This window comes from Nocardia sp. NPDC050630, assembly GCF_044457245.1.
Taxonomy (GTDB): domain Bacteria; phylum Actinomycetota; class Actinomycetes; order Mycobacteriales; family Mycobacteriaceae; genus Nocardia.
This window is the reverse complement of sequence record NZ_JBITGN010000005.1, coordinates 329476-356454: the sequence shown is the minus strand read 5'-3', so window position 1 is coordinate 356454 and position 26979 is coordinate 329476. Positions and strand designations below refer to the sequence as shown.

Here is a 26979-nt window from a genome sequence, read left to right as displayed (position 1 = left end):
TCCGTGGCCGCCACGGTCTTCTATCTTTCCGATATTCCGCAGCCGGGTGCCGTCGCGGTGCTGGACGGTCCGGAGGGACGCCATGCCGCGACCGTTCGCCGCATCCGGGTCGGCGAGCCGATCACGCTGTCGGATGGCTCCGGTCTGCTCGCGGCATCGGAGGTCGTTGCGGCGCAGAAGGATCGGCTCGAGCTCAAGGTGCTCGACCGGATGCTTGCCGCGCCCGCGACGCCGCGGGTGACCGTGGTACAGGCGCTGCCGAAATCCGACCGATCGGAGCTGGCCGTCGAGCTGATGACCGAAGCGGGCGCCGATGTCATCATCCCGTGGCAGGCCGCGCGCTGCATCGGCAATTGGGAAGCCAAGGCAGGCAAGGCGGTCGAGAAATGGCGCGCCGCCGCCCGCACGGCCGCCCGGCAATCCCGTCGCGCCTATATTCCCGAGGTCGCCGAGCTGCACCGCACCCGCGAGCTACTCGACAAAATCCGCGCGGTCGTCGCCGCGGGTGGAATCGCGGTGGCACTACACGAATCCAGCACCGCGCGCTTCGTCGAGTTGCCTTTCGCCGAGGCCACCGAAATTCTGCTCGTCGTCGGCCCTGAAGGCGGGCTAGACGACTCCGAGCTCACCGCCTTCACTGGTGCGGGCGCCGACGTAACCCTGCTCGGACCCACCGTCTTGCGCACCTCCACCGCTGCCGCCGTCGCCCTCGGCGCTTTGGGCGCGTTGACCTCCCGCTGGTAGCGGGTCGGGTCGGGACGGCACCGTGAAGATCGCGAACACACAAAGCAGTGCCACCGTGAAGCACCCCAGCGCATACCAGAGATTCCCGATGGGGTCGCCATTGCTCGTCGAACCGTCGACGGCGGCGAAGTAATCGGGCAGCGCGGTCATCCAGAGCAATGCCATCACGGCCAGATAGACGACGCTGTAAACCCGCACGAAGCCGTTCGTGTAATCCGAGTGTTCTCGCCGTAGCCGCAGCCACTGCCGAATGAGCACCGGAAGGGCGACGATGCTGACGATGACCAATTCGGCCGCATAGAGGAATCCACGCACCGAGGTGCTCCCGGCACCGAAAACAGTTGCCGGGATCGGCAATACACCGGTCCCCAAAGACCCGAGAAGGCCGATGACGACCGTGCGCCACACCAACTGCGGTCCGGAGAAGCTGCGGCCCTGGTCGACGTAGCGGCCGACGAACAACTGGACGAAGAACCCAAGCGACATCGGCCACAGCGCGGCGAACACCACCACACTCGGTAGCGGTACCGAATCGAACATCGGTTGATTGAGCGAGTTTTCGATCGACCATTCCCACCAGCGCAGCTGCGGTCCGAGATGGTCGAAGATCTCATAGAAGCCGTGGTGTACGAAGCCCACGCACACCGCGCCGACGAGAACACCGTACCGACGGAAAACGCCGAGCATTCGGACGATTTCGAAGGCCAGTGTGGCCATGAATGGGTAGATCGCCACGATATAGAGGGGGAGTCGACCCCAGAGGAAATCCACAGTGAAGACGTTGTGCGCGAACATGGTGTCGACGTGTTCGTCGATGCCGAAGGCCGCGGGGAAGTACAGCGGCGGTTCGATAATGAACAGATACGCCGTCGCGCCGAACCAGACCACGAGATTGGTGGGGTCGGCGTGCCGACGCAACCGCACGATCGCATAGATCAGCGCGAGGATCGCGCCCAGCACGATGGTGAACTCCAGAACCGGCAGCGTCCAGTTCTCCAATGCGAACGGGTTCCGCACTTCGACGAGTCCACCGGCCTCCTGACAGGAAAAGCCGAGCGCCTTTGCGAGTTCGTCGAATGTGGGTGCGCAATGATCGGACATCAGTCCCCCTGTGCCGCAATGGTATCGGCGGTGTACCAGTGCGATACGTCGTAACCGGCGTTATAGCGTTCGAACCAAACGTCGGCGAGTGCGGGCAATTTCTCGTGATCCGGGTTGTGTCTGGGCAATTGACTACGGACGACGCCCACCAGTGCGGTCAGTTGTTCGCCGAGTCGTAGATCGTCGAATGCGCGCGACATCGGACCGTTGTCCTCGACGGGCAGTCGCAACAACTTCCGCAGCTTCTGCGCAGCCCGGTGCGTCGCGAACATCGCCAGTGCGTCGATGTGCCGATCATCCTGCGGCACATGCTTATTGAAGCCCGCGCAGGCAACCTTGATGACCTTCATAACGTGCCGGAAGATCGACGGCGCCATGCGCATTCGGTAGGTGTCACTGCCGACAATGGAATCGAAGATGATCAGCGCCGAGCTGCGGTGTTCGACTTCCTCGACGAAATGCCAGATGAACAGCGATGCGACGCGATCGTCTCCCGGCCGGAACAGGGTCGAATCGTTGTCGAGCATCAGTTTGAACACCGGGGTGAAGGTGGCCTCCAGGTCGGCGGTATAGGCCAGTCGATATTCCAGGGAGGTGTGCGTGGTCAGGCGGTCGAATTCCGCGATCACTTCGTTGAGGGTTTCCTGGAGCCCTGGGTATCGCCTGATCAGACCGTTGGCGTGCTGGCGGTGCGCGGTCGAGTGTTGACCTTCCTGGCGCACGAACGCGTCGGCTTCCTCCGCGACCTCGGGATCGGTTATCCGCGGCATGGCCTCGCGAATCATATTGACGATCATCTTCTCGAAGCCGATCGCCAGGAAGGACACCGCATTGGCCATGGACGAGAAGGCTGGGTTTTTTTCGTTCCACAGGAACGGTACGTCGTAGTCCGCGAATGCGAATCGCATCTTTCGGACCTGTAGATCAGTCACTTGGCTGTACCTCGTGTTTCGAAAGGGGGCTATAGCCGTGTTCGGACGCGTCGAAGCTTCGATGCGGGTCATCATACACAGATCGGATCGAGTGTATGATGAGAATGGCGCGACGATGCCTGTGGTAGCGTCGAACCCCTGATCAGGACGGTCGGCGGGGTTGTCCCGCTGCCGATTTCGCACGCGACGGACATTGGTTCGAACCGAGGAAGCGAGCAGTGGCAGGAAGGCGTGGATGGGGCGGGAGCCCGCCGGACAGCGATGAAGAAGCGTCCCGTCGAATAGTCGCCGCCGCCGTCGATCTCATCGGACGGACAGGTTCGGAGATCAGCATTGCCGACGTCGCGGAATCGCTCGGTGTCATCCGTCAGACGGTGTACCGATACTTCCCCAGCGCGGACACGCTGATGCAGGCCGCGGCGATCGCATCGGTCGATGATTTTCTGGATCGGCTGACAATGCAGGTCAGCGGTATCGAGGACCCGGTCGAAGCCATGACCGAGGGTGTGGTCTTCACGCTGGCCGACGTGCGTCGGACCCCCCATCTGGGCATTCTGCTGTCGAGCACATATTCGAATGTGCACCCCGAAGGCATGACATCCGAAGCGGCGCAAACCTTCGGCATGACGATGATCAAACGCTTCGACGTTGATTGGGCGCGATACGGGTACGACGACGCGTCGCTGCACGAACTCGTCGAATACATCCTGCGAACAATGCAGTCGTTCTTCATTTCGCCGGGAAATCCGCCGCGAAGCGACGGTGAGCTGCGTCGGTATCTACGACGCTGGATGGGAGCCGCGATCATCGCCCAACGGAAGTCGGATACTCATCGGGGAAGCTGACCCGGCGCTGCGTGTGTCGCTCGGGTCATTGCTACTCGTCGGCGGTCGCTGCCGTAGGGCATCGGGCGTGTTGGGGCGCGCCGCCATTCGATTACGGTCGGCGCGCCCCATCGGTGCTCGGGTCAGCGCCGCCAGTCGGCGTTCGGTACGCCGGGAGCAGACTGCTGTTGCCAGTTGGCGTCGGGTCTGCTGACCGCGGGCTGCTGCCAGTTCGTGTTGGGCGCTGGTTGCTGCTGATGGGCGTTCGGTGCGCTGGGAGCGGGCTGCTGCTGCCAGCTGGTGTGGGGTGCGCCGAGGGCTGGCTGCTGTGGGTGGGAGTAAGGCACGGCGAGGGCAGCCTGCTGCGGGTGAGCGTTGCGTGCGTCGGGGGTGGGCCACTGGCCGTTGGGCGCGCCTTGGGGAGGCTGCTGGTACTGGGTAGTGGAGCCCATTTTTTCGGCGTTGGCGCGGGCGATCAGGCCGGTGACTTGGGGTACGGCGAGGGGTGTCGATGCGCCGCACCAGGTGCATTCCATGTAGTGCTTGTTGCCGAGTGGGAGGATCGGGATGAAGAAGACGGTGAACGTGGTGGCGAGTCTGCGTAGCGCGTGTGCGGCGGGGTTGCCGCATCGGCCACAGACCAAAGTGATCATCGCGAGCGTGTGCAGACGCCTCTGCCAGCCGAAGATCAGCATGTAAAACCCCCAAAGGATGAGAATCTGATGTCGGTCACAGTAGTGAATCGGCCAGGCAGCCTCGGTAGTTAACGGTCGGCCACCTCTGTGATCGGCCTATATGACCCAAATGTGGTGGTGTTATCCGTGGAGCGATATCCAGTGACATTGCCTTTCGATTGCTGGAAACGTCCGCGCTTGGGCGGTTCATCCTCACCCCCAGATCGCTGATCTGCGACCACGGTCATGAGCGCCGGATATCACGCCGTCGGTGCCGCACATACCAGGGAAGCGGTTTCGAACCCGCGGCGAGCGTGAATCGCCAAGTACCACACCAGAACTGCGGCCACGGCCAGCAACGCCCCGACACCGGCCGCCAGACCGACCCATCCTCCCTTAGCATATGCGATACCCGCCGTACCGCCGACGATGGCGCTGCCGAGGTAATAGGTGAACAGGTACAGCGACGATGCGGCGCCACCGGGAGCTATCGTGCCAACCCAGGTGCTCGCCACCGCGTGGGCGCCGAAAAACCCTGCGGTGCAGAGGGTTATCCCTAGGATGACCACGATCAACTGGTCCGGGATGCTGACCAGGACGCCGACGCCCATCAGTGCGACCGAAGCCGCGAGCGCGCGATGCTTGCCGATGCGATCGGCCCACCGCCCGGCGGCGGTCGAGGCGAGCGTGCCCGCCAGATACAGCAGGAACACCGAACCCGCGACGGCCGCAGGCAATTCGAACGGCGGTCTGGTCAGTCGATAGCCCAAGAAGTTGTAGATCGATACGAACCCGCCCACCAGTACGAAGGCCAGTCCGAACAGCGCCAGCAGCCCGCCGTGCCGCAACGGCGCACCGATATCACTCAGCACGCTATGCATTCCGGCAGGGCGAGCGACGAACCCACGCGACGGCGGCAACCCGCGCACGAACCAGACGGTACAACCGGCCGCCGCCATCCCGATCGCGGCCTCGGCCCAGCGCCATGAGGTCAGATCCAATGCGAATGCCGGAATCAACCGCCCGGACAACCCACCGATCGACGTGCCCGCCACGTAAACACCCATCGCCGCGCCCAGCCCATCCCCGCCGATCTCCTCCGCTAGATACGCCATTGCCACCGCAGGCACCCCGGCCAATGCCACCCCTTGCAGCGCCCGCCCCGCAAGCAGCACCTCCAGCGACGGGCTCAGCGGCAGCAGTAGACCGATGACCGCCGACACCACCGCCGACCAGGTCATCACCGTTGTCCGCCCGATCCGCGCGGACAACGCACTCACCGGCACGATCGCCATGGCGAGAAATCCGGTGGTCAACGACATGGCCAAGGCGGCCTGCGCCGGAGCGACCCCGAATGCCGCCGACAGACTCGGCAGCAACGCCTGCGCGCTGTACATCGACGCGAAGGTGGTCAGCCCGGCCGCGAACAGCGCCGTTGTGATCCGACGTTCGTCTGATGTGCTGGTCATGGCATCAGAATCCGCGCACGCCCTTAAGTATGGAAATGAATAGTAATCTAGTTTCTAATGCAGCAGACGCATAAGGGAAGGTCCGTACGTGCTGGGTGAGGACCTACTGTGGTTCACAACACTCGCCGAACTGGAGCGGGTCGGCGCGGCTGCCGAGCGGCTGCATATCGCCCAGCCGACGCTCTCGCGCATGCTGGCCCGCCTCGAGCGCCGCCTCGGCGTCGAACTCTTCGACCGCCACGGAAAGCGTATCGTGCTGAACGAGTTCGGCCGGACCTATTACGAACATGCTCGCCGCGCCCAGTCCGAACTCGATGCCGCCGCCCAGGCCGTCGCCGACCTCGCCGATCCGGCGAAAGGCATTGTGCGCCTGTCATTCCAGAATTCCTTCGGCAGTTGGCTCATCCCGCAACTGATCGGCGGTTTCCGGCGCGGTTCGCCCCGCATCTCGTTCACCCTTTGGCAGGGCGCGTTCGACGCGGTTATCGATCAAATAGTCGACGGTACAGCGGATTTGGCGATCGTCTCGCCCCGTCCTTCGGCTGCGGGTCTCGGCTGGCGCAAACTGCTCGCGCAGCCACTTGTGCTGGCCGTGCCCTCGGAACATCGGCTCGCCGCCCGCCGACAGATCCGTCTCGCCGAACTGGGCGACGCCGAATTCATTACCATGCATCCGGGTTTCGGTATGCGCCGCATTCTGGACGAACTCTGCGCCGCCGCGAATATCCGGCCCCACATCGCCTTCGAGTCGAGCGATCTGCTCACCGCCGCGGGGCTGGTCGCGGCCGGACTCGGCGTCGCGCTGCTGCCGCTGGAAGATCCCACCTCGGCAGCCGGTTCGCTATCGGGCATCGTGACCGTCCCGCTCGCCGATGCGGCGGCGGCCCGCGATGTGGGGCTGATCTGGTCGGCGACCGCCCCGCCATCGGATGCGGTGCGTCGATTTCGTGACTTCACCGAGGATTGGGCACGCCGGCGCGGGGGAATCCAGCTGCCGAGGCGGTAGGCAGCGATCTGCAGGCAATCGCCACCCCGGGTGGCCCCAAGGTAGCCGTTTATTCAATGCGTGTTGTCAGTGGTGCGCGTTAAACTTTCATCAACGAGCAATTCGAGACCGGAAAGCAGGCTATAGCCACTTTTGAGAACACAAGGCGAGATCGGCGACCCGACTACACCTCCTGCAGGCGGGAGCCTACCCACCCCATCTTCCATCGCCCGGGGTGCAGACAACGGATCGGGTCCGGCAGCGCGCACCGTGCGTTCCAGCATCGAACTCGCTCCCGAATCCGTGTTCCCCTTCCTTGGTTCGGCCGACCAGAACCTGCGTGAACTCGAGCAGTTGCTGGATGCGGATATCCATGTGCGCGGCAATTCCGTCACCCTCACCGGCAAGGCGGCAGATGTCGCGCTGGCCGAGCGGGTGATCGAGCAGCTCGTCGCGCTGACCGGTCGCAATCGGGTGGTGACCCCGGAGGCGGTGCGCCACACCGTCTCCATGCTCACCGAGGGTTCCTCGGAATCCCCGGCCGAGGTGCTGAGCCTGGACATTCTGTCCCGACGCGGTAAAACCATCCGTCCCAAGACCCTCAACCAGAAGCGCTACGTCGACGCGATCGACGCCAACACCATCGTGTTCGGCATCGGCCCCGCGGGCACCGGCAAGACGTATCTGGCGATGGCCAAGGCCGTGCAGGCATTGCAGACCAAGCAGGTCAACCGGATCATCCTCACCCGTCCGGCCGTCGAGGCGGGCGAGCGGCTCGGCTTCCTGCCCGGCACGCTCAACGAGAAGATCGACCCGTATCTGCGCCCGCTCTACGACGCGCTGCACGACATGATGGATCCGGAGGCGATTCCGAAGCTGATGGCGGCCGGTGTCATCGAGGTCGCGCCGCTGGCGTACATGCGCGGTCGCACGTTGAACGATTCGTTCATCATTCTCGACGAGGCGCAGAACACCACGGCCGAGCAGATGAAGATGTTCCTGACCCGACTCGGATTCGGCTCGAAGATCGTCGTGACAGGTGACGTCACCCAGGTTGACCTGCCCAATGGCGCGCGCTCGGGTCTGCGCGCGGCGAATGAGATCCTGACCGGCATCGAAGATATCCATTTCGCCGAGCTCACCAGCAGCGACGTGGTTCGGCACCGGTTGGTCTCCGATATTGTCGACGCCTACGAGCGGGCCGAGGCGGAGCGGGTCACCCAGGTCGGACCGCACTATCCGGGCAATCGCGCACAGCGCCGCGCCGCTAGCCGGGCAGATCGGCGCTAGTGCGAGGGACGTGTCCGGGCCAGCCGCGCGGTGCGGGCCCGGGCACACCGAATACCCTGTTCAGGTGAGCATCGAGATCGCCAACGAATCGGGTATCGACGTACCCGAAGAAGACCTGGTCAGTGTCGCGCGATTCGTGATCGGCCGGATGGATGTGCATCCGGCGGCCGAGCTTTCGATGGTGCTCGTCGATCTCGACACCATGGCGGATCTGCACATGCGCTGGATGGACCTACCCGGCCCGACCGATGTCATGTCCTTCCCGATGGACGAACTGGAGCCCGGCGGTCGCCCCGACAGCGCCGAACCAGGGCCGTCCATGCTCGGCGATATCGTGCTGTGCCCCGAATTCGCCGCTGGCCAGGCCCGCAAGGCCGGTCACTCGCTCGATCACGAACTCGCGCTGCTTACCGTGCACGGCGTGCTCCACCTGCTCGGCTACGACCATGCCGAGCCGGAGGAGGAGAAGGAGATGTTCGCGTTGCAGGCGCGGCTGCTCGAGGAGTGGTATGAGAGCCTTCGCGAAGCACGGCGGCGAGCCGAATTGGCCGAACGCGACGCCCGGCTGCTGGGGAAGGCCGGTTTCACAACGCCCGGTGAGGCGCTAGGCCCCGCGTGAGTTCGCTGACCCTGATTCTGCTGGCGATTCTGCTCGTCCCGATCGGTGGGGTGTTCGCCGGTGTCGATTCGGCGCTGAACACCATCTCACCGGCGCGTCTGGACGATATGGTCCGGGCGGAGCGGTCCGGCGCGGTGCGGCTGACCAGAATCGTGGCCGACCGGCCGCGATATGTGAATCTGCTAGTGCTGCTTCGTATTCTGTGCGAGATCTGCGCGACGGTGCTGTTGGCGGCGGCTTTGATCCCGCTGTGGGACGACAATTGGGCGCTGCTGTGCACGGCCGCCGTCATGGTGCTGGTGGACTATGTGGTGATCGGGGTCGGTCCGCGCACACTCGGTCGTCAGCACGCCTACTCGATCGCCTTGGCCTCGGCGCTACCGCTGCAGTTCATCGGCACGGTGCTCGGTCCGGTCAGCAGGCTGCTGATTCTCATCGGTAATGCGATCACCCCGGGTAAGGGATTTCGCAACGGTCCCTTCGCATCCGAGATCGAATTGCGCGAAGTGGTCGAGATGGCCAGTGAACGCGGTGTGGTGGCCGACGATGAACGACGGATGATCCAGTCGGTGTTCGAACTCGGCGACACCACGGCCCGCGCGGTGATGGTGCCGCGTACCGAAATGGTCTGGATCGAGGCCGATAAGACTGCGGCACAGGCGATATCGCTCGCGGTGCGCAGTGGTCACTCCCGCATTCCGGTGGTCGGCGAGAACGTCGACGATATCCTCGGGGTGGTGTACCTGAAAGACCTTGTGCCCTACGCGGATAGAAGTCGTAAGGTGCAGGTGCGCGATGCCATGCGCGCGGCGGTGTTCATGCCCGACTCCAAACCTTTGGACAGTCTGCTCGACGAAATGCAGCGCCGCAGAAACCATATGGCGCTGTTGGTGGACGAATACGGCGGCATCGCCGGGCTGGTGACCATCGAGGATGTGCTCGAGGAGATCGTCGGTGAGATCGCCGACGAGTACGACACCGACGAAACCCCGCCCATCGAAGATCTGGGCGATGGGCGCTACCGGGTTTCGGCGCGGCTGTCGGTCGACGATCTGGCCGAACTGTACGGCCTGGAAATCGAGGAGGAGGACGTCGATACCGTCGGCGGCCTACTCGCGCACGCACTCGGCCGGGTGCCGCTGCCGGGCTCCAAAGCCGTCGTGCACGGCCTAGTGTTGCGCGGTGAAGGCGGCGCGGACGCGCGGGGACGGGTGCGGGTACACACCGTCGTGGTGCGTAAGGCGGCGGAGAAATCGCAGGCCGACAACTCCAACGGCAAGCGCAAAAGTAACGGATCCGAGCGGGAGATCCCGTTCGATCGTGATGAGAACGGAGATAGCGAATGACCGAATTGGATGCCGAGGACACCAAACTCGTGGTGCTGGCCAAGAGCGCGCTCGGTCGCACCGGCGGCAGCTCGGGCGCGGCCATCCGCGATACCGATGGCCGCACCTACGCGGCCGGTGATGTCGCGCTGGAGTCCCTTCGGCTGACCGCGCTGCAGGCTGCGGTCTCGGCCGCGATCTCCAGTGGCGCAGAGGGATTCGAGGCGGCCGTGGTCGTCGGCGGCAGGCTCTCGGATGCGGGCGTCTTCGCGGTTCGCGAGGTTTCGCCCGAGGCGCGCATCGTCTTCACCGATCGCTCGGGTGCGATCTTCGAGATTGTCGACGATGCCGCGGGCGCGGAGGTGCAGGGTGGCTGATACGACCACCGAATTCCGTTCCGGCTTCGTCTGTTTCGTCGGCCGCCCGAATACCGGCAAGTCGACGCTGACCAATGCGCTGGTCGGGCAGAAGATCGCGATCACCTCCTCGCGCCCGCAGACGACCCGCCACACCATCCGCGGCATCGTGCACCGCGATCACGCCCAGCTCATCCTGGTCGACACCCCTGGTCTGCACCGGCCGCGCACCCTGCTCGGCCAGCGGCTGAACGATCTCGTCCGCGATACCTATTCCGAAGTCGACGTGATCGCGTTGTGCATTCCGGCCGATGAGAAAATCGGGCCAGGCGATAAGTGGATCCTGCAGCAGATCAAGCAGATGGCGCCGAAGACGACCCTGCTCGGTGTGGTCACCAAGATCGACAAGGTGAGCCGCGACCAGGTCGCCGAACAGCTGATGGCCTTGTCGCGACTGCTCGGCCCCGATCACGACGTCGTACCGGTCTCCGCCGTGAAGGGCGAACAGGTCGAGGTTCTCATCGACGTCATCGCCTCGAAAATGCCGGAAGGCCCGGCCTTCTACCCCGACGGTGAGCTCACCGACGAGCCCGAGGAAACCCTCATGGCCGAGCTCATCCGCGAGGCCGCCCTCGAGGGCGTGCGCGATGAGCTCCCGCATTCGCTCGCCGTGGTCATCGAAGAGGTCCTCCCACGCGAAGGGAACGAAGACCTGCTCGACGTGCACGCCCTGCTCTACGTCGAACGGCCCTCGCAGAAGGCCATCATCATCGGCAAGGGCGGCGCGCGACTCAAAGAGGTCGGCACCAACGCCCGCAAACAAATCGAACACATCCTCGGCGTCCGTATCTACCTGCACCTGCACGTCAAGATTGCCAAGGATTGGCAGCGCGACCCGAAACAGCTCGGCAAGCTCGGGTTCTGACGGCAGGGGCGCCCCAGGAATGGGGGCATTCGAGCCCGCTGTGGCAATGCGCCCGCACTGTTATAGTCGGCCGTTGACGGCTGTCCGTGCTGATTCCGGGCCGCCGGGAGTGTGTCGGAAGGGTCCCGACGCATACGGAGGGCTGAGCTGTGAGCGTGGTCGAGGGTGCGGTATTCGCTGGATATCAGGTCGAGCGCCGTCTTGGCGCGGGCGGTATGGGCACCGTATTCCTCGTCCAACATCCGCGGCTGCCGCGTAAGGACGCGCTGAAGGTCCTCTCCGATATCCATGCGGAGGATCCAGAATTTCGGGCCAGATTCCTGCGCGAGGCCGAAATCGCGGCGCGGCTACAGCATCCCAACCTGGTCGCGGTGCGGGATCGCGGCGAGCAGGACGGCCGACTGTGGATCGCGATGCAGTATGTGGACGGCGTCGATGTCGCCCAGCTGATCAAGCGTGGTGGGCTCGGAATCGAGCGTGCGGTCCGGATTTTCGCGGATGCGGCCCGCGGTCTGGATGAGATCCATCAAGCGGGCCTGCTGCACCGCGATGTGAAACCGGCCAATATCCTGGTCGCCGAACAGCCGGACGGATCCGATCGGGTGCTCGTTACCGACTTCGGAATCGCCCGTGCCGCAGACGATTCGACCACACTCGCCGCCGGTGGGACCACCGCCACCTTGGCCTATGCGCCGCCGGAGCAGATCAGCGGTGATCCGATGGATCACCGCGGCGATGTCTACGCACTGGGCTGCACGCTCTATCACATGCTGACCGGGTCGGTCCCGTTCCCTCGGGACAGCCCGGGGGCGGTGATGTACGCGCATCTGAACGAGCCGCCACCCCGGCCTTCACACGGAAATTCCAGCGTGCCACTGGCATTCGATGCCGTGATCGCCAAGGCCATGGCGAAGCGGCCGGACGAGCGGTTCTCCAGTTGCGGGGCGCTCGCGGCGGCGGCGCAGGCCGCACTGGTCGGACAAGCGCTCACCGATTCTCTACCTGAGACCAAGCGTCGCGACCGGTTGCTCATGGCCGGGGTGCTTGTTGTCGTCGTTGTGGCGAGTGTGCTTTCGACGGTGTTGTGGGTCGGCGGCGACCCACCGGCCACCACATCACCACCCTCCCCCACTGTTGGTCCGCCGAATGTGAACGCCGCCGAGTGGGGTGCTTACGCCTATATCGCGCAAACATTTCCCGAATTGCTTCCGCCCTCGCCGATAGCGACCGGGTACAAGGACGTCGGTGGCTGTATTCCGCTCGACGCGAAAGGTAATACCGTTTCCTTCGACGACGTACCCGCCGTGGTCGGCGAGCTGTTTTGCATCGGTGATGGCGACCCGGCGCGCACCATGGCCGTCAAATGCAATATCAATCGGTCGCCGATCTTCCCCGATCGCTTCTTCGCTCGGGTGGAGGGTGATGAGCGCTGGGTCCGCTCGTCCGGCACCGGACATGTGAACTGGGGTTCCGATATCGAAAGCGATGGCAAGATCCGCGGCCAGCTGGAGGTCTACTTCGACGATCCGAGCCGGAATTTCTGCACCGTGCACGTGCACGGCGCCGCGTCGGGCACCGAGCTCCACGATCGGTGGTGGCCTGATGCGCCGCTGTGATCGGGTACGCAAGGTCCGTGGCGTACTGGTCGCTACGGTGGTAGTGCTGGCACTGGCTACCGGCTGTACCGTGCACGGGCAGCCGACCCCGCAACGACCCGACCTCGGTTCGCTCGATGTCGGTGGATACAGCCTCGAACCGCCGCACGAACCGGCCGTCGACAATGAGAAGTACGGCAGGGTCATCGAATCGATGCGGCTGGGTGAGGTAATGGCCGATCCGAGCGAGTCGGATCCGACGTTGACGTTCCCCCTGAGTGGCTTCAGCGCCGTGCCGCTGCCGACGCCCGCCAAAGCGGGTGCGTATCTCGCGGCGCCGGTTCGGTCGGTCCTCGAAAAGCAGGGAATGCTGGCTGGTTTCGCGGTCGGCCGCACCGACAAGGAGGTCGATCGTACCCCCGTGGTCGGCGCCGCCCGGCTGTTGACCGTACTGGTGCTGCGATTTCCGGACCCGACCGCGGCACAGCGAGCCGCCGAGGATATCGACTCGGTGGATGCGTCGGTCAGTCCCGAGAATGTGTCCGTCACCATCCCGGAATATCCGGCTGCACACGGTCATTGGCGTCCGAACGTGCCGACGATAGCGGCATCGCTCGCGCAGGAGTCGTTCGTCGTCACATTGCTCGGGGGACATACCGCTGCCGACCTCGCCATCCTTACTACGTTGGTGCGTAAGGCATTCGACGCCCAGCTGCCCCGACTGCGCGGGTTCGCGGTCACCCCGCGCGAACAGCTCGCGGCCCTGCCACTGGACCGCGACGGCATGATCGCGCGCATGGTGCCGAAAGCGCCGGGGCGTTGGCCGTTTCCTGCCGTGGCCTTCGGTACCGAAAAGGAGAACGCTGGTTGGGATAGCGCTCCCCAAGCAAGTGGCGTCGTATACGGCACACATGCCGCTTCGTTGTACCGGGGTGTCGAAAAGCCGAATCCGGTGGAGCTCATGGCCTTCAGCGGTTTAGAGGGCCTGATGCGCTTCCCTGATGTGGCCGCTGCGCGCAAGTCCTTCGCGAAGGCGCAGGACAAGGCCGATAAGGACGGTTTGCGATCGATGCCCGGCCCGACCGGAGTGCCGGATGTCAGCTGTTCGAAGGAGTCGGGCGACCTGATCGCGCAACTGTTCATCTATACCTGCACCGTGTTGTACGGGCGTTATGTCGCAGTACTCTTCGGTCGGACGCTGCACGACTTCCAACAGCGGGTCGCCGCTCAGTACGGGCTGCTGGTCAACAGTGAGCGGGGTATATGACCGAGACCCTCACCCCGGGAACGGTTTTTGCCGGGTATCTGATCGAGCGAGTGCTTGGCATCGGCGGGATGGGGACGGTCTACGTCGCGCGGCATCCGCGGCTCCCGCGCCTCGATGCGCTCAAGGTGCTCGCACAGATCCATGGCGGTGATGAGGAGTTCCGGGCCCGATTCATTCGGGAGGCCGAACTCGCCGCCCGGCTCGAGCATCCCAATATCGTCGCGGTACACGACCGAGGGGTGTCCGACGGTCGGCTGTGGATTTCGATGCAGTTCGTCGACGGTATCGATGCTGCCGAGCTCCTCCGCCACGATGCCGCCGAGCTGCCGCCGGAACGGGTGTCGCACATTGTCGGATCGGCCGCGCGCGGTCTGGATGCCGCGCATCGCGCAGGATTGCTGCACCGTGACGTCAAACCGGCCAATATCCTGCTCGAGTCGCATCCCGGCGAACCGGATCGAGTGTTCGTTTCCGATTTCGGAATAGCCAGGGCCGCAGGGCAATCGACCGCGTTGACCGCCGTTGGGTCGGTGCTGGCGACCCTGGCTTATGCCGCGCCGGAACAGCTAATGGGCGGCGTGGTCGACCAGCGGGCCGATGTGTACGCGCTCGGCTGCACGCTCTACGAATTGCTCACCCGCACCAAGCCGTTTCCGCGCACTACCGCCGTCGCGGTAATGCAGGCGCATATCCAGGACCCGCCACCGCGTGCCACCGTTGTGAATCCGCTACTGCCGCAGGCCATCGATCGGGTGATTGCTCGGGCGCTGGCGAAGAGTCCGGATGATCGTTATCCGTCGTGCGGTGCGCTGGCCGATGCGGCGGCGGCCGCCCTGGACGGCCGCGCGGATGCGGTCACAACTGATCTGCGCAATACCGAGCCGAGGCGTCCCGCGCGGCGGCGGAGCATCGGGCTCGCGATCGGTGTCGCCACGTCGGTTGTCGTCGTCGGTGTCGCGAGTGCGGTTGTGCTGACCAGGAATTCCACTGAACCCTCGGCGATACTCAGCACGATCGGATCGACGACGAGCACGGCGGCGACCAGCCCGCCCGTCGTCACCGGGACGACCACGAGCGGTCGGCTGTCCTGGGGCAGTCACACCTTTATCGCGCAAGCCTTTCCCGAACTACTTCCGGCCACGCCGGTCGAGAGCGGCTATCAGGGCCTCAGGTGCGTCGCGCGGGACTTGAACGATCGTCCCGTCGACGTGAACCAGCCCGCGCCCGCGGTCGCCGATCTGAATTGCAACGGAAACCGGGATCCGGTGGAGTCGGTTCTCGTAGGCTGCAATTCGAATCGCAGCCCGACCAACTACTTCGCGCACCCTGATTTCGTACCGATCGGTGATGAACGATGGGAGCGCCGATCCGGGCGCGGCCGGATTCTCTGGTTCGACACCACTTCTGCGAACAATGATCCCCTCGGGCCGAATCGGCCACAGGGCGTGCTCCGGATTCTGTTCGACGATCCGCAGCGGAACTTTTGCGGGCTGTACGTATACGGCGGGACCTCCGGACAAGACCTGTACGACCGCTGGTGGCGTAGCGCGCCGTTCTGAACCGAGTAAGTGAGGAAGACGTCGTGGATATTGCCGAGGGCACCACATTCGCTGGGTATCGCATCGAGCGCCGCCTCGGTGCCGACGACTTGGGCGTCACCTATCTGGCGCAGCATCCGCGGCTGCCGCGTCGGGACGCGCTGAAAGTTCTGTCCGATGAGTATGCGGACAAGCCCGACTTCCGCGCGCGTTTTCTGCGCGAGGCCGAAGTTGCCGCCCGGCTGCAGCATCCCAATGTGGTCGCGGTCCGGGACTGCGGTGCGCAGGACGGCCGACTGTGGGTCGCGATGCAGTATATGGGCGGCGTCGATGTCGATGAGTTGATCCGGCGCGGCCGGACCGAGCTGAATGTGGAGCGCGCGGTTCGCATCGTCGTCGAGGCCGCGCGCGGACTCGACGAGATCCATCGCGCGGGCCTGCTGCATCGGGATGTGCGGCCGGGCAGCATCCTCGTCGCCGAACAGGCCGATGGGCCGGAACGAGTGCTGATCGCCGATTTCGGTATTGCCCGTGACGTTGGCGATGTGACGACGGTGGCGGGCGGTGGCGGTATGCCGGGCACCGTGGCCTATACCGCGCCGGAGCAGATCAACGGCGCCGCCGTGGACGATCGCGCCGACGTGTATTCGCTCGGCTGCACGCTGTACCACATGCTCACCGGCTCGGTCCCGTTCCGGCGGGACAGTCCGGGGGCGGTGATGCACGCGCATCTGAATGAGCCGCCACCCCGGCCTTCGCGCGGAAACCCCAGTGTGCCAACGGCCTTCGACTCAGTAATCGCCAAGGCCATGGCAAAGCAGCCGCAGGATCGGTACCCGAGCTGCGGAGCACTCGCGACGGCGGCGACGGCGGCACTGCTGCCCGCATCGGAGACCATGGTCGTACCGGCTCCCGCGTCGTGTGGGCCGGATCGACGGCGGCTGCTGCTGCTCGGTGCAGTGGTGGTCGCCATTGCCGTTGTCGCGGTGACGGTGTCGGCGGTGCACCGGATCAGTCGGAACGAACCGGCCACCTCCGCGGCGTCCGGCCCGAGCACCAGTGTCGACCGCGCGGCTGCCGCATCGGCCGCGGCATGGAGTCCACATGCCGTTGTCTTCGAGGCATTTTCTGATCTGCTACCGGCCACACCACTGGGCATCGGCTATCGAGAACTGCACGATTGCAAGTTCCTCGATCAGCAGGGCAACCCCATTTCCTTCGATACACGGGCGCCGATCGATCGGCTGAACTGCACCGGTGATCAGGATCCGATGGAGCAGATCATTCTCACCTGCAACACGGATCGTTCGGCCATGAAGCCAGTGGGTCCGCAGGAACGGCCGGAGGGTGCCGAGCGTTGGACCCGGCCCTCCGGTGCGGGCGAATTGCATTGGGGCAACTACACGAGCCGATTGGGAGGAGCCCTGGGCGAGTTGGAGGTGTCGTTCGAGAGTCCGAATCGGAACTTCTGTCGGCTACGGGTGATCGGCGCTCAGTCCGGCGCGGATCTGCGCACGCGGTGGTGGCTCGATGCGCCGCTGTGAGAGGAAAGGTCGCTCGCGCATGAACCGTGTTGTGCCCGCCATGGCGGTCGCGCTGCTCATGCTGATTTCGACGGCGGACTGTGCGGTGTCCGGGCATCCGGTACCGGCGAATCCTCATCCGAAATCGCTCGATATCGGCGTGAACAGTATCGACCCGCTCAGTGTCCCGCCCAACAACAATGAAGGCTATGGGCGGACACTGGAATCGGTCCGGATGGCGGAGGCCATCATCGATCCGGTCGAGGCCGATGCGTCCCTGAAATTCTCCTTCGAGACCGGTGGCGCGTTACCGCTACCGACGCCCGTGAAGGCGACCCGGGTGCTCGCGAAAACGGTGCGTCCGGTGCTCGAGCGTTACGGGATGCTTGCCGGTTTCATGGTCGGCGGCGCGGACAAGGAACAGATAGGTCAGCCCGTTACCGGTCGGTCCCGGTTGCTGACCGTTGTGCTGCTCCGATTTCCGGATGCCAACGCGGCTCGGCAGGCCGCTCGGGAGATGGACGCGGTTGACGCCGCGGTGAGTCCCGAGAATGTGCCCGTCGTCATCGCGAACCAGCCGTCGGCATTCGCGCATTGGCGCCCGAACGTCCCGGCGCTGGCCGCGACGATGGCGCACGAATCCTTTGTGATCAGTGTGCTGATCGGGCATACGAGTCCAGATCTGGCCGCGCTCACCGGCGTGGCACGCCAGGCTTTCGAAGCACAATCGACACGGTTGCGCGGCTTTTCGGCCACGCCACCGGATAAGTTCGCCGAGCTACCTCTCGACAGCGATGACATGCTTGCGAAGCTGATCGCCGAAGTACCCGGGCGCTGGCCCTTTCCGACGGTTGTGATGACCGACTACGCGCAGAACGCGGGGTGGAGCGCCGCTGCCATGGTGACCGGGATCGTCTTCGGTCCACGTGGCACCTACCTCAACGGCTCACGCGAACGCCCGAGTTCGGTCGAGCTCGACGCCATCAACGGCTGGAATGAGCTCGAACGCTACCCGGATGCGATTGCCGCTCGCCGGGCATTCTCGGATGCCGATCTCGAAGACGATCCCGCAATCCGTTCCGCGCCCGCACCGGATGCGGTGCCGGACGTTCGTTGCGTCGAGCAACTCGATGTGCCCCCGCAGATTCCGCTGCGAGTCATCTGTCGACTCGTGCACGGTCGCTACAACGCGCTGATTCGCGGCCGCGATCTGAAGAGCACCCATCAGCAGGTTGCGGCCCAACTCGCTCTGCTGTTGAACAGCGAGTAGGGATATGGCTGGAAAGTTCGTTCCGGGTACGGTTTTCGCCGGGTATGTAATTGAGCGGGCACTCGGCAGTGGCGGAATGGGCGCGGTGTATGTGGCCAAGCATCCGCGGCTGCCGCGTCGTGACGCGCTGAAGGTGTTGTCCGAAGACCACAGTGCGGACACGGAATTTCGCGCTCGGTTCATTCGCGAAGCCGAACTGGCCGCCCGGCTGGATCATCCGAATATCGTCGCGGTCCATGATCGAGGCGTCGAGAACGGTCGGCTGTGGATCGCGATGCAGTTCGTCGACGGCTTCGACGCCGCGGCGCTCATCCGACGGGGACCTGCGGAGTTGACACCCGAACGGGCGCTGCACATTATCGAGGCGGCCGCACGCGGTCTCGACGAGGCCCATCGGGTCGGGATGCTGCACCGCGACGTCAAGCCGGCGAATATCTTGTTGCAGCTCCGGCCGGGTCAACCGGATCGCGTCTATGTCACCGACTTCGGAATAGCAAGGGCCGCAATCGAAACGACGGCGCTGACCGAGGTGGGAACGGTCTTGGCGACACTGGCCTATGCCGCGCCGGAGCAGCTGATGGCGGGCCCGATCGATTATCGCGCCGATATCTACGCACTGGGCTGCACCCTATTCGAACTGCTGACCGGGCAAAAGCCGTTTCCCCGCAGCACCCCGGTCGCGATGATGCAGGCGCATATCCAGGATCCGCCGCCACGTGCGAGCGCCACGAATCCACTACTGCCGCAGGCGATCGATGAGGTGATCGCGCGGGCGATGGCAAAGAACCCGGAGCATCGCTATTCCTCCTGCGGTGCGCTAGTGCATGCGGCGGCCGCCGCCATCGGTCGTCGAGGGGATGCGGCTACGCTCGATCCGCGGCCGCCCGCGAAGCAGCGGTCACCTCGCCGCATCGCGCTGGCCATCGGTATCGCGGCGTCGGTCACCGTGCTCGGCGTCGCGAGTGCGCTTGCGCTGACCGGGAATTCGCGTGATATGTCCTCGACCGATGCTTCGGCGCCGTCTAGTGCGGTGGTCGCGTCGAGCAGTGTCGCGATGACACCCACAACGACGGTTGCAGCTGGCGCCGCATCATGGGGCGGTCATAACTACATGGTTCGAGTGCTGCCCGAACTGCTTCCGAAGACCCCGGCGGACAGCGGCTATCAGGGCATGCGATGCGTCGCGGTCGACTCGGACAGGCGGCCGATCGATGTGAACCAGGCGGTGGATGCGACGACTTACCTATCGTGCAACGGCGACCGCAATCCGCTGGAATTGCTCGTCATGGGATGCAATGCCAATCGAGTCGCGATGACGATCGAGCCCTTTACCGATGCACCCGTCGCCGGTGATGAGCAGTGGGAACGCCCGTCCGGCCGCGGCCGGGTGATCTGGCAAGACATCACCGGTCCGGCCGGTCGACCCGCCGGAACGGTACAGGTCGAATTCACCGACAGCGGACGCAACTTCTGTCAATTGCGGGTATTCGGTGGCGATTCCGGCCGGGACCTCCTCGAACGCTGGTGGCGAAACGCGCCGATCTAGTAGCAGGCGGCCCAAGGTGCCGCGCCCGCTGATTTGCCTGGTTGGGCCCACGGCCAACGGTGACTTGCTCACGCAGATCTATCGCTGGCTCGGCGAGTCCGGTGGTCGGCGAGCGGTGCCGCGTGCGTGCGTCGAACTGGACAGTCTGGCACCGGATGCCATCCGGCCCGATCCGAGCTCGATCGGCTAGGAGGTGGATGCCCACTGCCTGCCGATTCTGCAGCGGCTGGTCGCGGGGTTCTCCACCGACGACACCGCCATGGGTGCTCGGTGTTGTCGGAATGGACCGCAGCACCGCGGAGACGGCGTGGGCGGTCGGCAAATTGGGCGATCTCGGGGTACCGGTCGTCGCGACGACACTGTCGGTCGACGGGTTGGAGGCCGCCTCGCCGATGTTCTTCCAGTCCGTGCCGAGCAATTGGGTCCAGGCCAGGCTGATCGCGGATTATGTCGAAGGGGCGCGTTATCCGAGCGGTGGGCTGGAAGCCGGACAGCGACGTTACGACCGCGTGCTGGTGTACTACCCGAAGGTCGCCGACGACCTCTATGTCAACACCTTGGTGTGTGATCTGAACGCTGAACTCGACCGACGCGGGGTGCCGCGCGACAGCCGCAGCTGGGACGTACACAGGTTGGTCCTCGACGGCCGGGGGCTGGACGGGTGTCCGGCGGGCACCAAGAACGATACCGAGGTCTGGACCCCGCCCGATCGCTGAACTCACCACCATGGTTCGGGCCGCTCGCGCTCCCAGTGGAGTTCCGATTCCAGTTGTGCCGCAACGGAAACCAGGAGCGGCTCGGTGTTCGCGGTGCCCATGAGTTGCGCGCCTACCGGCAGGCCATTATCTGTGAAACCGGCGGGAACATTCACTGCGGGCCAGCCGAGTACATTCCAGGGCCAGGTGTATGGGCATGCGGCTGTGATGAGGTCGTTGGTGGCATTGACGCCGATGCCGTCGATCTCTTCGGCGCGGGGTGGGGGAGTCGCGGTGGTGGGTGCGAGCACCAGATCGTAGTCGCGGAAGAAGCCGCCGATTCGCTTGTGCAGCAACGGTTCTGCCTTGCGCGCCGCGAATAGTGCGGGTCCGCTGAGCGCACGGCCGAACCAGGCATTCGCGGTGGTGCGTGGATCCACTTGTATACCAGGCATTTTGTCATAGACGTGGCTGACCCCTGCCAGCGAGCGCGGTAGGAAGGATGCGCCGATCATGATGCCGTAGTGCAGGTCCGCCACCGTTACCGAATGACCGAGGCGACGCAGTGTGGTTGCGATGCGCCGCACCGCGACTTCGACCTGCGGATGCAGCGCTGTTCTGGTGGCGGTGAACGGGATTCGCAGTGAGAGGGCGATCCGCAATCGTCCCGGATCGCGACCGACGGCATCGGACACGGTGAGGGGTTCGGGTGTGTGCAGATCGCCGGGATGCGGTCCGGCAGTGGTATCGAGCAGCAGTGCGGCATCGGCGACGGTGCGTGCCAGCGGTCCGTGCACGGTGAGGCCATGGAATGCCTCGGCGGCTGGCCAGGTGGAGATGCGGCCGCGCTGCGGTTTGATGCCGACGAGATTGGTCCAAGCGGTCGGGATGCGGACCGACCCCGCACCGTCGGAGCCCAGTGCGGCGGGTACCAGTCCGGCCGCGACGGCGGCCGCGGAACCGCCGGATGAGCCGCCCGGCGTGTATTCGGCACCCCATGGATTGCGGGTGTGACCGAAGGCGGCGCCGCTGGTGAACGGTAGTTGGCCGAGTTCGCAGGTATTGGTCTTGCCGACGATCACCGCACCGGCCGCACGCAGCCGTCGAACCGCTTGCGCATCTTCGGTTTTCGGCGCAAGTTCGCCGCCGCAGCCGAATGCCGTTGGCTCACCGTCGATATCGGTGTCGTCCTTGATCGCGATAGGCACCCCGAGCAGGGGGAGTTGTTCACCCGCGGCCAAGCGCTGGTCGGCCGCGGCGGCCTCGGCGAGTGCCTTTTCGCGCCGGACGATGCGGAAGGCGTTGAGGGTCGGCTGGCTCGCCTCGATCCGGTCCAGTGCGGCGCCGACCGCGGCCACGGAGCTGATCCTGCCCTGCGCGAGGGCGAGCGCGAACTCCGCGAGGCCGAGTTCGGCGGTCTCGAATGGGCGCATGGGGGCGTCGGGCACCGTCATGTGAGTTCTGTCTCCTTCGTTCTCTCGTTGCACCGTAGCGCGGAACTGGTCAAGCGTCCATATCGGCTCGCGAATCTCCACCCCTGGTAGGAGGCGTAACCGTAGACATACATACCGTATGTATGTAATGGTGGACAGGAACTGCCAACACATGGAGGAACCATGGGAATCAGTACGTCACTCGGCCGCACGCATGAGGTGGATCTCCCCGGCGGCCGCATTCGGTATCACGACACGGGCGAGGGCGCGCCGGTCGTTTTCGTGCACGGTCTGCTCGTCAACTCCGATCTCTGGCGCAATGTCGTCCCCAGCATCGCGGCGGCGGGTCATCGCTGTCTCAGTCCGGACCTGCCGCTCGGCTCACACGAACTCCCGGTCCCCGCAGCGGATCTCACGCCCACCGGTGTCGCCGATCTGATCGCCGACTTTGTGGAGCGACTCGACCTCACCGACGTCACCGTGGTCGCCAACGACACCGGCGGCGCGATCACCCAACTGTTGCTGACCCGCCGACCCGAGCGGATCGGCCGCGTGGTGCTGACTTCGTGCGACGCCTACGAGGCGTTCTTCCCGCCTGCCTTCGCGGCGCTGCCAGTGCTGGCGCGGGTGCCTGGCTCGCTACGGCCGCTGACCGAGTTGATGCGGATTCGTGCGCTGCATCGTCTGCCGATCGCCTTCGGCTGGGTGGCAAAGCGCCCGATTCCGCCGGAAATCGCCGACTCCTACCTGCGGCCGAGCCGAAATTCGGCGTCGATACGCAAGGATCTGCGCCGGTTTCTGAAGACCGTGCATCGGCGCTACACGCTCGACGCCGCCACCCGATTCCCGTCGGTGCGGGTTCCGGTGCTGATCGTCTGGGCTCGCGAGGACAAGATCTTTCCGGTGAAATTCGCCGAACGCTTGGCGGCGGACCTGCCGAACGCGACCTTGAAGTTCATCGACGACTCCTACACCTTCCTGCCCGAAGATCAGCCCGAGTTGCTCTCCGAAACGATTCTGGAGTTCACTCGGGCGCATGCAACGCCGTAGTCAGGAGGATCGCTCCCGTGCCACCCGAGCCGCGCTCGAACAAGCCGGTCGCCGGTTGTTCGCCGAGCGCGGTTTCGCGGCAACCTCGGCCGAGGAACTCGTGACCGAGGCGGGAGTCACCCGCGGTGCCCTGCACCACCATTACGGCGATAAGCGCGGTCTGTTCCTGGCCGTGCTCGAACAGATCGAGGTCGAGACCACGCAGGAAATCGAAAAGGCCATCGGCGCGGGGAATCCCGATGACATTCTCACCTCGATGGCCATCGGCTTGAATGTCTTTCTGGAAATCTGTCAGCGCCCGGAGATGATCCGCATCACCCTCTACGACGGTCCCGCCGTCCTCGGCTGGCAGGCGTTTCGCGAGTTCGAGGCGCGCCATGGACTGGGATTGGTCATCGCCGAATTGGAACGCGCCCGCGACGCGGGACTGATCGCCGATGCGCCGATTCCGGTCCTGGCTCAGCTGATCTTCAGTGCGGTCTCCGAAGCGGGGCTGATCGTTGCCCACGCCACGGATAAGGCGGCCGCGCAAGCGCAGGCGCAGCAGTCGCTGATGCTGCTCATCGGCGGGATTCTCCGCACCTGACATTGGCACGGTATCGCACAACTAGTGGTCTCCACACAGAGGTTGCGACTTATGTGAGGAGGGCACGGGTTATGTGAGGTTGGTCGAGTCGGTTATTGGATGGGGAAGTCGAAGTACGTGGTGGGGAACGGCTCGTTCTTCAAGGTGAAGTGCCACCATTCCTCGGCGAGGTTCTTGAAACCGTGCTCATCCATGAGGTTCACCAGCAACTCCCGGAGTGCGCGCTGGTTACTGCTCGGTGTCGGGTTGGCCGTATGCGCGAGTGGATCGAAGCAGTCGTAGCCGGTGCCGAAGTCGAGGCTGTTGTCCCGGAAGCGCTGGTCGGCGGGCAGTGTGCAGGCGCGCAGCGGATCACCGCCGTGATACTGCTCCTGGTCGGCGGGCGGTAAGGCGACGATCGTGAGATCCAAGGTGCTGCCTCGGCTGTGCCCGGACTTTTCCGCGATGTACCCGTCCCGGAACAAATTGGCCTTGTCCACCGTCGGGTAGAACTCCGCGCGCATCTTGGTATCTCCGAGATCCTTTGCCCAACTGACGAATTGGTCCACCGCCCGCTGCGGCCGATAGCAGTCGTAGGTCTTCAGACCGAGCCCCATCGGTTGCAACTCCCGCTGCACTTGCGCGAGCGCCCCGGCGGCCTCCTTTGTCAACAGGCACTTGGGCGCTTCGTACCCATTGATCCGCCCACCGATGAAGTTGTGCTCCCCGAAGTACCGCGCATCGACAACAATCGTCGGATCCAACTCCGTCACCGAAACGAATGCCGTCTCATCGGCCGCGGGCGAACTCGGGTTGTCCGCGCAACTCGCGACACCGACAGTCGCGATCGCAGTCAAAACCACTGAGCAGAGCCGAATTCCGCGCATCCGCAGATCGTAGTCGCGGATTCTGGCCCAAGTGGTTCAATCCGCGACGCCGAGGAATACGACGAGGTAGCGGTCTATTCGCAGCATGTCTTGTTTCGACGCCTGCCCGATTCGCTGCCCCAGTTTCTCGCGCGGCGCGGTCGTGACCTTGTCGACCATGACGTAGCTGGGCTGGCGCAAGCCATTGTCTTCGGTCGGTTCGAGCATCACGCGCGCCAGCGGTGCGTCGACGTCGTGGGAGGTGATCGGACAGATCGTCACCGAGGCGGTGCTGTCGAAAGCATCGCTTTGGACGATAATCACTGGTCGGGGTTTACCTGTATAGCCGCTGCCCGTGGCGATGGTCCAGAGCTCGCCTCGCTTCACTCGTCATCCAGTGGGTAGCTGATGGCGTCCACGAATGCCTGGTCCTCGTCCTCATGCGGGTTGTCGGCGAGCACTGCGGATTGCCGATGTGCTTCAGCCAGAAACTGTGGGCTGCGGGTATCGGGCACCCAAATTTGTATAGGCCGGAGCCCCTGCTCTCGCATCCGGTCACGGTGAGCCTGCACGCGATCCTTTGTCGCCATGCGTTACATGTTACGTGCGCTGAGCGGGACATGCCACAGTCGCGCAAGTCAACGCTGCTCGGCCGTGCCTGGGGATGGGAGTCGGGGGTTCGTGGGAGGATAAGGGCGTGCGGTTGTATCGGGACGAGGCGGTTGTGGTTCGCCAGCATAAGCTGGGGGAGGCGGATCGCATTGTCACGTTGTTGACGCGGCAGCACGGGTTGGTGCGGGCGGTGGCCAAGGGGGTGCGGCGGACCAAGTCGCGGTTCGGGGCGCGGTTGGAGCCGTTCGCGTATGTGGATGTGCAACTGTATCCGGGGCGCAATCTCGACACGGTCACCCAGGTGCACACCATGGAGGCATTCGCCGCCGATATCGTCGACGATTACGGGCGCTACACCACGGCGTGCGCGGTACTGGAGACCGCCGAGCGGCTGGCCGGTGAGGAGCGCGCGCCCGCGCCGAAGTTGCACGCATTGACCGCGAGCGCGCTACGGGCGATCGCCGCCAAACAGCGCCCGCATGAGCTGATCCTCGACGCGTATCTATTGCGCGCCATGGGCTTTGCCGGTTGGGCGCCCGCGCTGGACGAATGTGCGCGCTGCGCGACACCCGGCCCGCATCGTGCCTTCCATGTCGCCGCCGGTGGCGCGGTCTGTGTGCACTGTCGCCCACCCGGTTCGGCTACCCCTGCTCCGGGCGTACTCGACCTGTTGATCGCCCTGCTCAAGGGCGACTGGGGTTACGTCGAGCAGGTCCCCGAGCAGGTCCGCAAACAGGCCAGCGGCCTGGTCGCCGCCCATCTGCAGTGGCATCTGGAACGTCAGCTGCGCACCCTGCCGCTGATCGAGCGGTCGCGTTCGACCGAAGCAGCGACCACTGCGGAGTCGGTGGCCGCTGGGCGGGTGGGCTGACGATATCGGCCCCGAACACCACACAGTTGGGCTGACCTCGGCACAATCTCTGCACAATCATCAGGCAGGATAGTTGCCGTGATCCTCCGTCGAGATTCTGCCGCGCCGACCAGGTCGACCAGCGCTCGGTCGGGTGCCGAACGCACCGTCCGTCCGCCGTCGCCGCATCCATCGGGGGCGACGCCACCGGAATTGCCGCCGGAGTTGGTGCCCAAACATGTGGCGCTGGTGATGGACGGCAATGGTCGTTGGGCGCAGGAGCGCGGTCTGCCGCGCACCGCGGGGCACGAGCGCGGCGAGGCGGTCCTGATGGACACCGTCGAGGGCTGCATCGAGATCGGTGTGAAGTGGCTCTCGGCCTATGCATTCTCCACCGAGAACTGGCGGCGCAGCCCGGAGGAGGTGCGCTTCCTCATGGGGTTCAACCGTGATGTCATCCGCCGCCGCCGCGACGAGATGCACGAAATGGGTGTGCGGGTGCGCTGGGCGGGGCGGCGACCGCGCCTGTGGCGCAGCGTGATCAACGAACTCGAGACCGCGCAGGAGCTGACCAAGGACAACACGGTGATGACCCTCACCATGTGCGTCAACTACGGCGGCCGCGCCGAAATCGCCGACGCGGCAAGGGAAATCGCGCGTCGCGTGGCTGCGGGCGAGATCGATCCGGAACGGGTGACCGAGGCGACGGTCGCCAAATACCTGGACGAGCCGGATATGCCGGACGTCGATCTGTTCCTGCGCCCGTCCGGCGAATTCCGCAGTTCGAACTTCCTCATCTGGCAGTCCGCCTACGCCGAATTCGTCTACCAGGACACGCTTTTTCCGGATTTCGACCGGCGCAACTTATGGGAGGCGTGTCTCCAGTACGCTTCGCGTGACCGCCGCTTCGGGGGGACCAAGTGAA

26 protein-coding genes and 1 pseudogene are annotated in these 26979 nt (G+C 64.8%); 19 read left to right on the top strand and 8 right to left on the bottom strand.

Annotation, left to right across the window (positions count from 1 at the left end; translation table 11 throughout):
- Positions 1-3 precede the first annotated feature (3 nt).
- The gene (locus ACIBG0_RS16545) at positions 4-744 is read left to right on the top strand and encodes a 16S rRNA (uracil(1498)-N(3))-methyltransferase (RefSeq protein WP_397033239.1); all 741 of its coding nucleotides are present in this window, start codon (positions 4-6) and stop codon (positions 742-744) included.
- On the opposite strand, the pseudogene ACIBG0_RS16540 reads toward ACIBG0_RS16545, so the two are convergent.
- Positions 712-1845: pseudogene (locus tag ACIBG0_RS16540) on the bottom strand (hypothetical protein); the annotation flags it as partial. The gene ACIBG0_RS16545 and the pseudogene ACIBG0_RS16540 overlap by 33 nt on opposite strands.
- Positions 1845-2777 carry a metal-dependent hydrolase gene (locus ACIBG0_RS16535; RefSeq protein ID WP_397033238.1) on the bottom strand — a complete coding sequence of 311 codons (933 nt, stop codon included), beginning with the start codon at positions 2775-2777 and terminating at the stop codon, positions 1845-1847. The gene ACIBG0_RS16535 and the pseudogene ACIBG0_RS16540, both read right to left, overlap by 1 nt.
- 218 nt (positions 2778-2995) lie before the next feature.
- Here ACIBG0_RS16535 and ACIBG0_RS16530 point away from each other — a divergent pair, with 218 nt between their 5' ends.
- Entirely contained in the window at positions 2996-3622 is a 627-nt protein-coding gene (locus tag ACIBG0_RS16530; protein ID WP_397033237.1) for a TetR/AcrR family transcriptional regulator, read from the top strand.
- Positions 3623-3744: 122 nt separating this feature from the next.
- Here ACIBG0_RS16530 and ACIBG0_RS16525 read toward each other — a convergent pair whose 3' ends face one another.
- Together ACIBG0_RS16525 and ACIBG0_RS16520 are read right to left on the bottom strand one after the other, a co-directional pair.
- Positions 3745-4296, bottom strand: coding sequence for a hypothetical protein (locus tag ACIBG0_RS16525; protein WP_397033235.1), 552 nt, complete (start codon positions 4294-4296; stop codon positions 3745-3747).
- Between the two features lie 239 nt (positions 4297-4535).
- Positions 4536-5744 (bottom strand): MFS transporter, encoded by a 1209-nt coding sequence (locus tag ACIBG0_RS16520; protein ID WP_397033233.1) that lies wholly within the window; start codon positions 5742-5744, stop codon positions 4536-4538.
- Positions 5745-5832: 88 nt separating this feature from the next.
- On the opposite strand from ACIBG0_RS16520, the gene ACIBG0_RS16515 reads away from it, so the two are divergent.
- The 13 genes from ACIBG0_RS16515 to ACIBG0_RS16455 all read left to right on the top strand — a co-directional run bounded on the left by ACIBG0_RS16515 (position 5833) and on the right by ACIBG0_RS16455 (position 20699).
- On the top strand, positions 5833-6750 hold the full coding sequence (locus ACIBG0_RS16515; RefSeq protein ID WP_397033231.1) for a LysR family transcriptional regulator: 918 nt from the start codon (positions 5833-5835) through the stop codon (positions 6748-6750).
- A 204-nt stretch (positions 6751-6954) separates the two neighbouring features.
- The gene (locus ACIBG0_RS16510; RefSeq protein ID WP_397033416.1) at positions 6955-8019 is read left to right on the top strand and encodes a PhoH family protein; all 1065 of its coding nucleotides are present in this window, start codon (positions 6955-6957) and stop codon (positions 8017-8019) included.
- A 64-nt stretch (positions 8020-8083) separates the two neighbouring features.
- A complete protein-coding gene (gene ybeY / locus ACIBG0_RS16505) occupies positions 8084-8638 on the top strand; it encodes an rRNA maturation RNase YbeY (RefSeq protein WP_397033229.1) in 555 nt (184 codons plus the stop codon).
- The gene (locus tag ACIBG0_RS16500; protein ID WP_397033227.1) at positions 8635-9984 is read left to right on the top strand and encodes a hemolysin family protein; all 1350 of its coding nucleotides are present in this window, start codon (positions 8635-8637) and stop codon (positions 9982-9984) included. Before ybeY ends, ACIBG0_RS16500 begins: the two co-directional genes overlap by 4 nt.
- A complete protein-coding gene (locus ACIBG0_RS16495) occupies positions 9981-10340 on the top strand; it encodes a cytidine deaminase (protein WP_397033225.1) in 360 nt (119 codons plus the stop codon). The genes ACIBG0_RS16500 and ACIBG0_RS16495 overlap by 4 nt, the downstream gene beginning before the upstream one ends.
- Positions 10333-11244 carry a GTPase Era gene (gene era, locus ACIBG0_RS16490; RefSeq protein WP_397033223.1) on the top strand — a complete coding sequence of 304 codons (912 nt, stop codon included), beginning with the start codon at positions 10333-10335 and terminating at the stop codon, positions 11242-11244. Before ACIBG0_RS16495 ends, era begins: the two co-directional genes overlap by 8 nt.
- Positions 11245-11393: 149 nt before the next feature.
- Entirely contained in the window at positions 11394-12860 is a 1467-nt protein-coding gene (locus tag ACIBG0_RS16485; RefSeq protein ID WP_397033221.1) for a serine/threonine-protein kinase, read from the top strand.
- Positions 12847-14106 (top strand): hypothetical protein, encoded by a 1260-nt coding sequence (locus ACIBG0_RS16480; RefSeq protein WP_397033219.1) that lies wholly within the window; start codon positions 12847-12849, stop codon positions 14104-14106. The genes ACIBG0_RS16485 and ACIBG0_RS16480 overlap by 14 nt, the downstream gene beginning before the upstream one ends.
- Positions 14103-15665, top strand: coding sequence for a serine/threonine-protein kinase (locus tag ACIBG0_RS16475; protein ID WP_397033217.1), 1563 nt, complete (start codon positions 14103-14105; stop codon positions 15663-15665). The genes ACIBG0_RS16480 and ACIBG0_RS16475 overlap by 4 nt, the downstream gene beginning before the upstream one ends.
- 23 nt (positions 15666-15688) lie before the next feature.
- Complete coding sequence (locus ACIBG0_RS16470) at positions 15689-17188, top strand: serine/threonine-protein kinase (protein WP_397033215.1); 1500 nt, start codon at positions 15689-15691, stop codon at positions 17186-17188.
- Between the two features lie 19 nt (positions 17189-17207).
- Positions 17208-18437: a hypothetical protein gene (locus ACIBG0_RS16465; protein ID WP_397033214.1), complete on the top strand. Its 1230-nt coding sequence runs from the start codon at positions 17208-17210 to the stop codon at positions 18435-18437.
- Between the two features lie 4 nt (positions 18438-18441).
- The gene (locus ACIBG0_RS16460; protein WP_397033212.1) at positions 18442-19983 is read left to right on the top strand and encodes a serine/threonine-protein kinase; all 1542 of its coding nucleotides are present in this window, start codon (positions 18442-18444) and stop codon (positions 19981-19983) included.
- Positions 19984-20180: 197 nt separating this feature from the next.
- A complete protein-coding gene (locus ACIBG0_RS16455; RefSeq protein WP_397033211.1) occupies positions 20181-20699 on the top strand; it encodes a hypothetical protein in 519 nt (172 codons plus the stop codon).
- A gap of 2 nt (positions 20700-20701) precedes the next feature.
- On the opposite strand, the gene ACIBG0_RS16450 is transcribed toward ACIBG0_RS16455, so the two are convergent.
- Entirely contained in the window at positions 20702-22132 is a 1431-nt protein-coding gene (locus tag ACIBG0_RS16450; RefSeq protein ID WP_397033210.1) for an amidase, read from the bottom strand.
- 162 nt (positions 22133-22294) lie between these two features.
- On the opposite strand from ACIBG0_RS16450, the gene ACIBG0_RS16445 reads away from it, so the two are divergent.
- Both ACIBG0_RS16445 and ACIBG0_RS16440 read left to right on the top strand, forming a co-directional pair.
- On the top strand, positions 22295-23161 hold the full coding sequence (locus ACIBG0_RS16445) for an alpha/beta fold hydrolase (RefSeq protein WP_397033208.1): 867 nt from the start codon (positions 22295-22297) through the stop codon (positions 23159-23161).
- A complete protein-coding gene (locus tag ACIBG0_RS16440; RefSeq protein WP_397033207.1) occupies positions 23148-23747 on the top strand; it encodes a TetR/AcrR family transcriptional regulator in 600 nt (199 codons plus the stop codon). Before ACIBG0_RS16445 ends, ACIBG0_RS16440 begins: the two co-directional genes overlap by 14 nt.
- A gap of 92 nt (positions 23748-23839) precedes the next feature.
- Here the strand turns inward: ACIBG0_RS16440 and ACIBG0_RS16435 are convergent, their stop codons facing one another.
- Genes ACIBG0_RS16435 through ACIBG0_RS16425 form a run of 3 tightly spaced genes read right to left on the bottom strand, consistent with a single transcriptional unit; the run spans position 23840 to position 25182 of the window.
- Entirely contained in the window at positions 23840-24589 is a 750-nt protein-coding gene (locus ACIBG0_RS16435; protein WP_397033206.1) for a M15 family metallopeptidase, read from the bottom strand.
- Between the two features lie 60 nt (positions 24590-24649).
- A complete protein-coding gene (locus ACIBG0_RS16430) occupies positions 24650-24979 on the bottom strand; it encodes a type II toxin-antitoxin system PemK/MazF family toxin (protein WP_397033204.1) in 330 nt (109 codons plus the stop codon).
- Positions 24976-25182, bottom strand: coding sequence for an antitoxin MazE family protein (locus ACIBG0_RS16425; protein ID WP_397033202.1), 207 nt, complete (start codon positions 25180-25182; stop codon positions 24976-24978). The genes ACIBG0_RS16430 and ACIBG0_RS16425 overlap by 4 nt, the downstream gene beginning before the upstream one ends.
- Positions 25183-25289: 107 nt before the next feature.
- On the opposite strand from ACIBG0_RS16425, the gene recO reads away from it, so the two are divergent.
- Both recO and ACIBG0_RS16415 read left to right on the top strand, forming a co-directional pair.
- Positions 25290-26075 (top strand): DNA repair protein RecO, encoded by a 786-nt coding sequence (gene recO, locus ACIBG0_RS16420; RefSeq protein ID WP_397033201.1) that lies wholly within the window; start codon positions 25290-25292, stop codon positions 26073-26075.
- Between the two features lie 81 nt (positions 26076-26156).
- On the top strand, positions 26157-26978 hold the full coding sequence (locus ACIBG0_RS16415; RefSeq protein ID WP_397033414.1) for an isoprenyl transferase: 822 nt from the start codon (positions 26157-26159) through the stop codon (positions 26976-26978).
- The last annotated feature ends 1 nt before the right edge of the window (position 26979 follow it).

Bases quoted from the DNA above. Each gene is read 5' to 3' on its own strand.
- ACIBG0_RS16425 (WP_397033202.1), bottom strand. From the start codon at position 25,182: ATGGCGACAAAGGATCGCGTGCAGGCTCACCGTGACCGGATGCGAGAG.
- ACIBG0_RS16450 (WP_397033210.1), bottom strand. From the start codon at position 22,132: ATGACGGTGCCCGACGCCCCCATGCGCCCATTCGAGACCGCCGAACTC.
- ACIBG0_RS16495 (WP_397033225.1), top strand. From the start codon at position 9,981: ATGACCGAATTGGATGCCGAGGACACCAAACTCGTGGTGCTGGCCAAG.
- ACIBG0_RS16455 (WP_397033211.1), top strand. From the start codon at position 20,181: ATGCCCACTGCCTGCCGATTCTGCAGCGGCTGGTCGCGGGGTTCTCCA.
- ACIBG0_RS16475 (WP_397033217.1), top strand. From the start codon at position 14,103: ATGACCGAGACCCTCACCCCGGGAACGGTTTTTGCCGGGTATCTGATC.
- ACIBG0_RS16445 (WP_397033208.1), top strand. From the start codon at position 22,295: ATGGGAATCAGTACGTCACTCGGCCGCACGCATGAGGTGGATCTCCCC.
- ACIBG0_RS16480 (WP_397033219.1), top strand. From the start codon at position 12,847: ATGCGCCGCTGTGATCGGGTACGCAAGGTCCGTGGCGTACTGGTCGCT.
- ACIBG0_RS16465 (WP_397033214.1), top strand. From the start codon at position 17,208: ATGAACCGTGTTGTGCCCGCCATGGCGGTCGCGCTGCTCATGCTGATT.
- ACIBG0_RS16525 (WP_397033235.1), bottom strand. From the start codon at position 4,296: ATGCTGATCTTCGGCTGGCAGAGGCGTCTGCACACGCTCGCGATGATC.
- ACIBG0_RS16440 (WP_397033207.1), top strand. From the start codon at position 23,148: ATGCAACGCCGTAGTCAGGAGGATCGCTCCCGTGCCACCCGAGCCGCG.
- ACIBG0_RS16460 (WP_397033212.1), top strand. From the start codon at position 18,442: ATGGCTGGAAAGTTCGTTCCGGGTACGGTTTTCGCCGGGTATGTAATT.
- ACIBG0_RS16520 (WP_397033233.1), bottom strand. From the start codon at position 5,744: ATGACCAGCACATCAGACGAACGTCGGATCACAACGGCGCTGTTCGCG.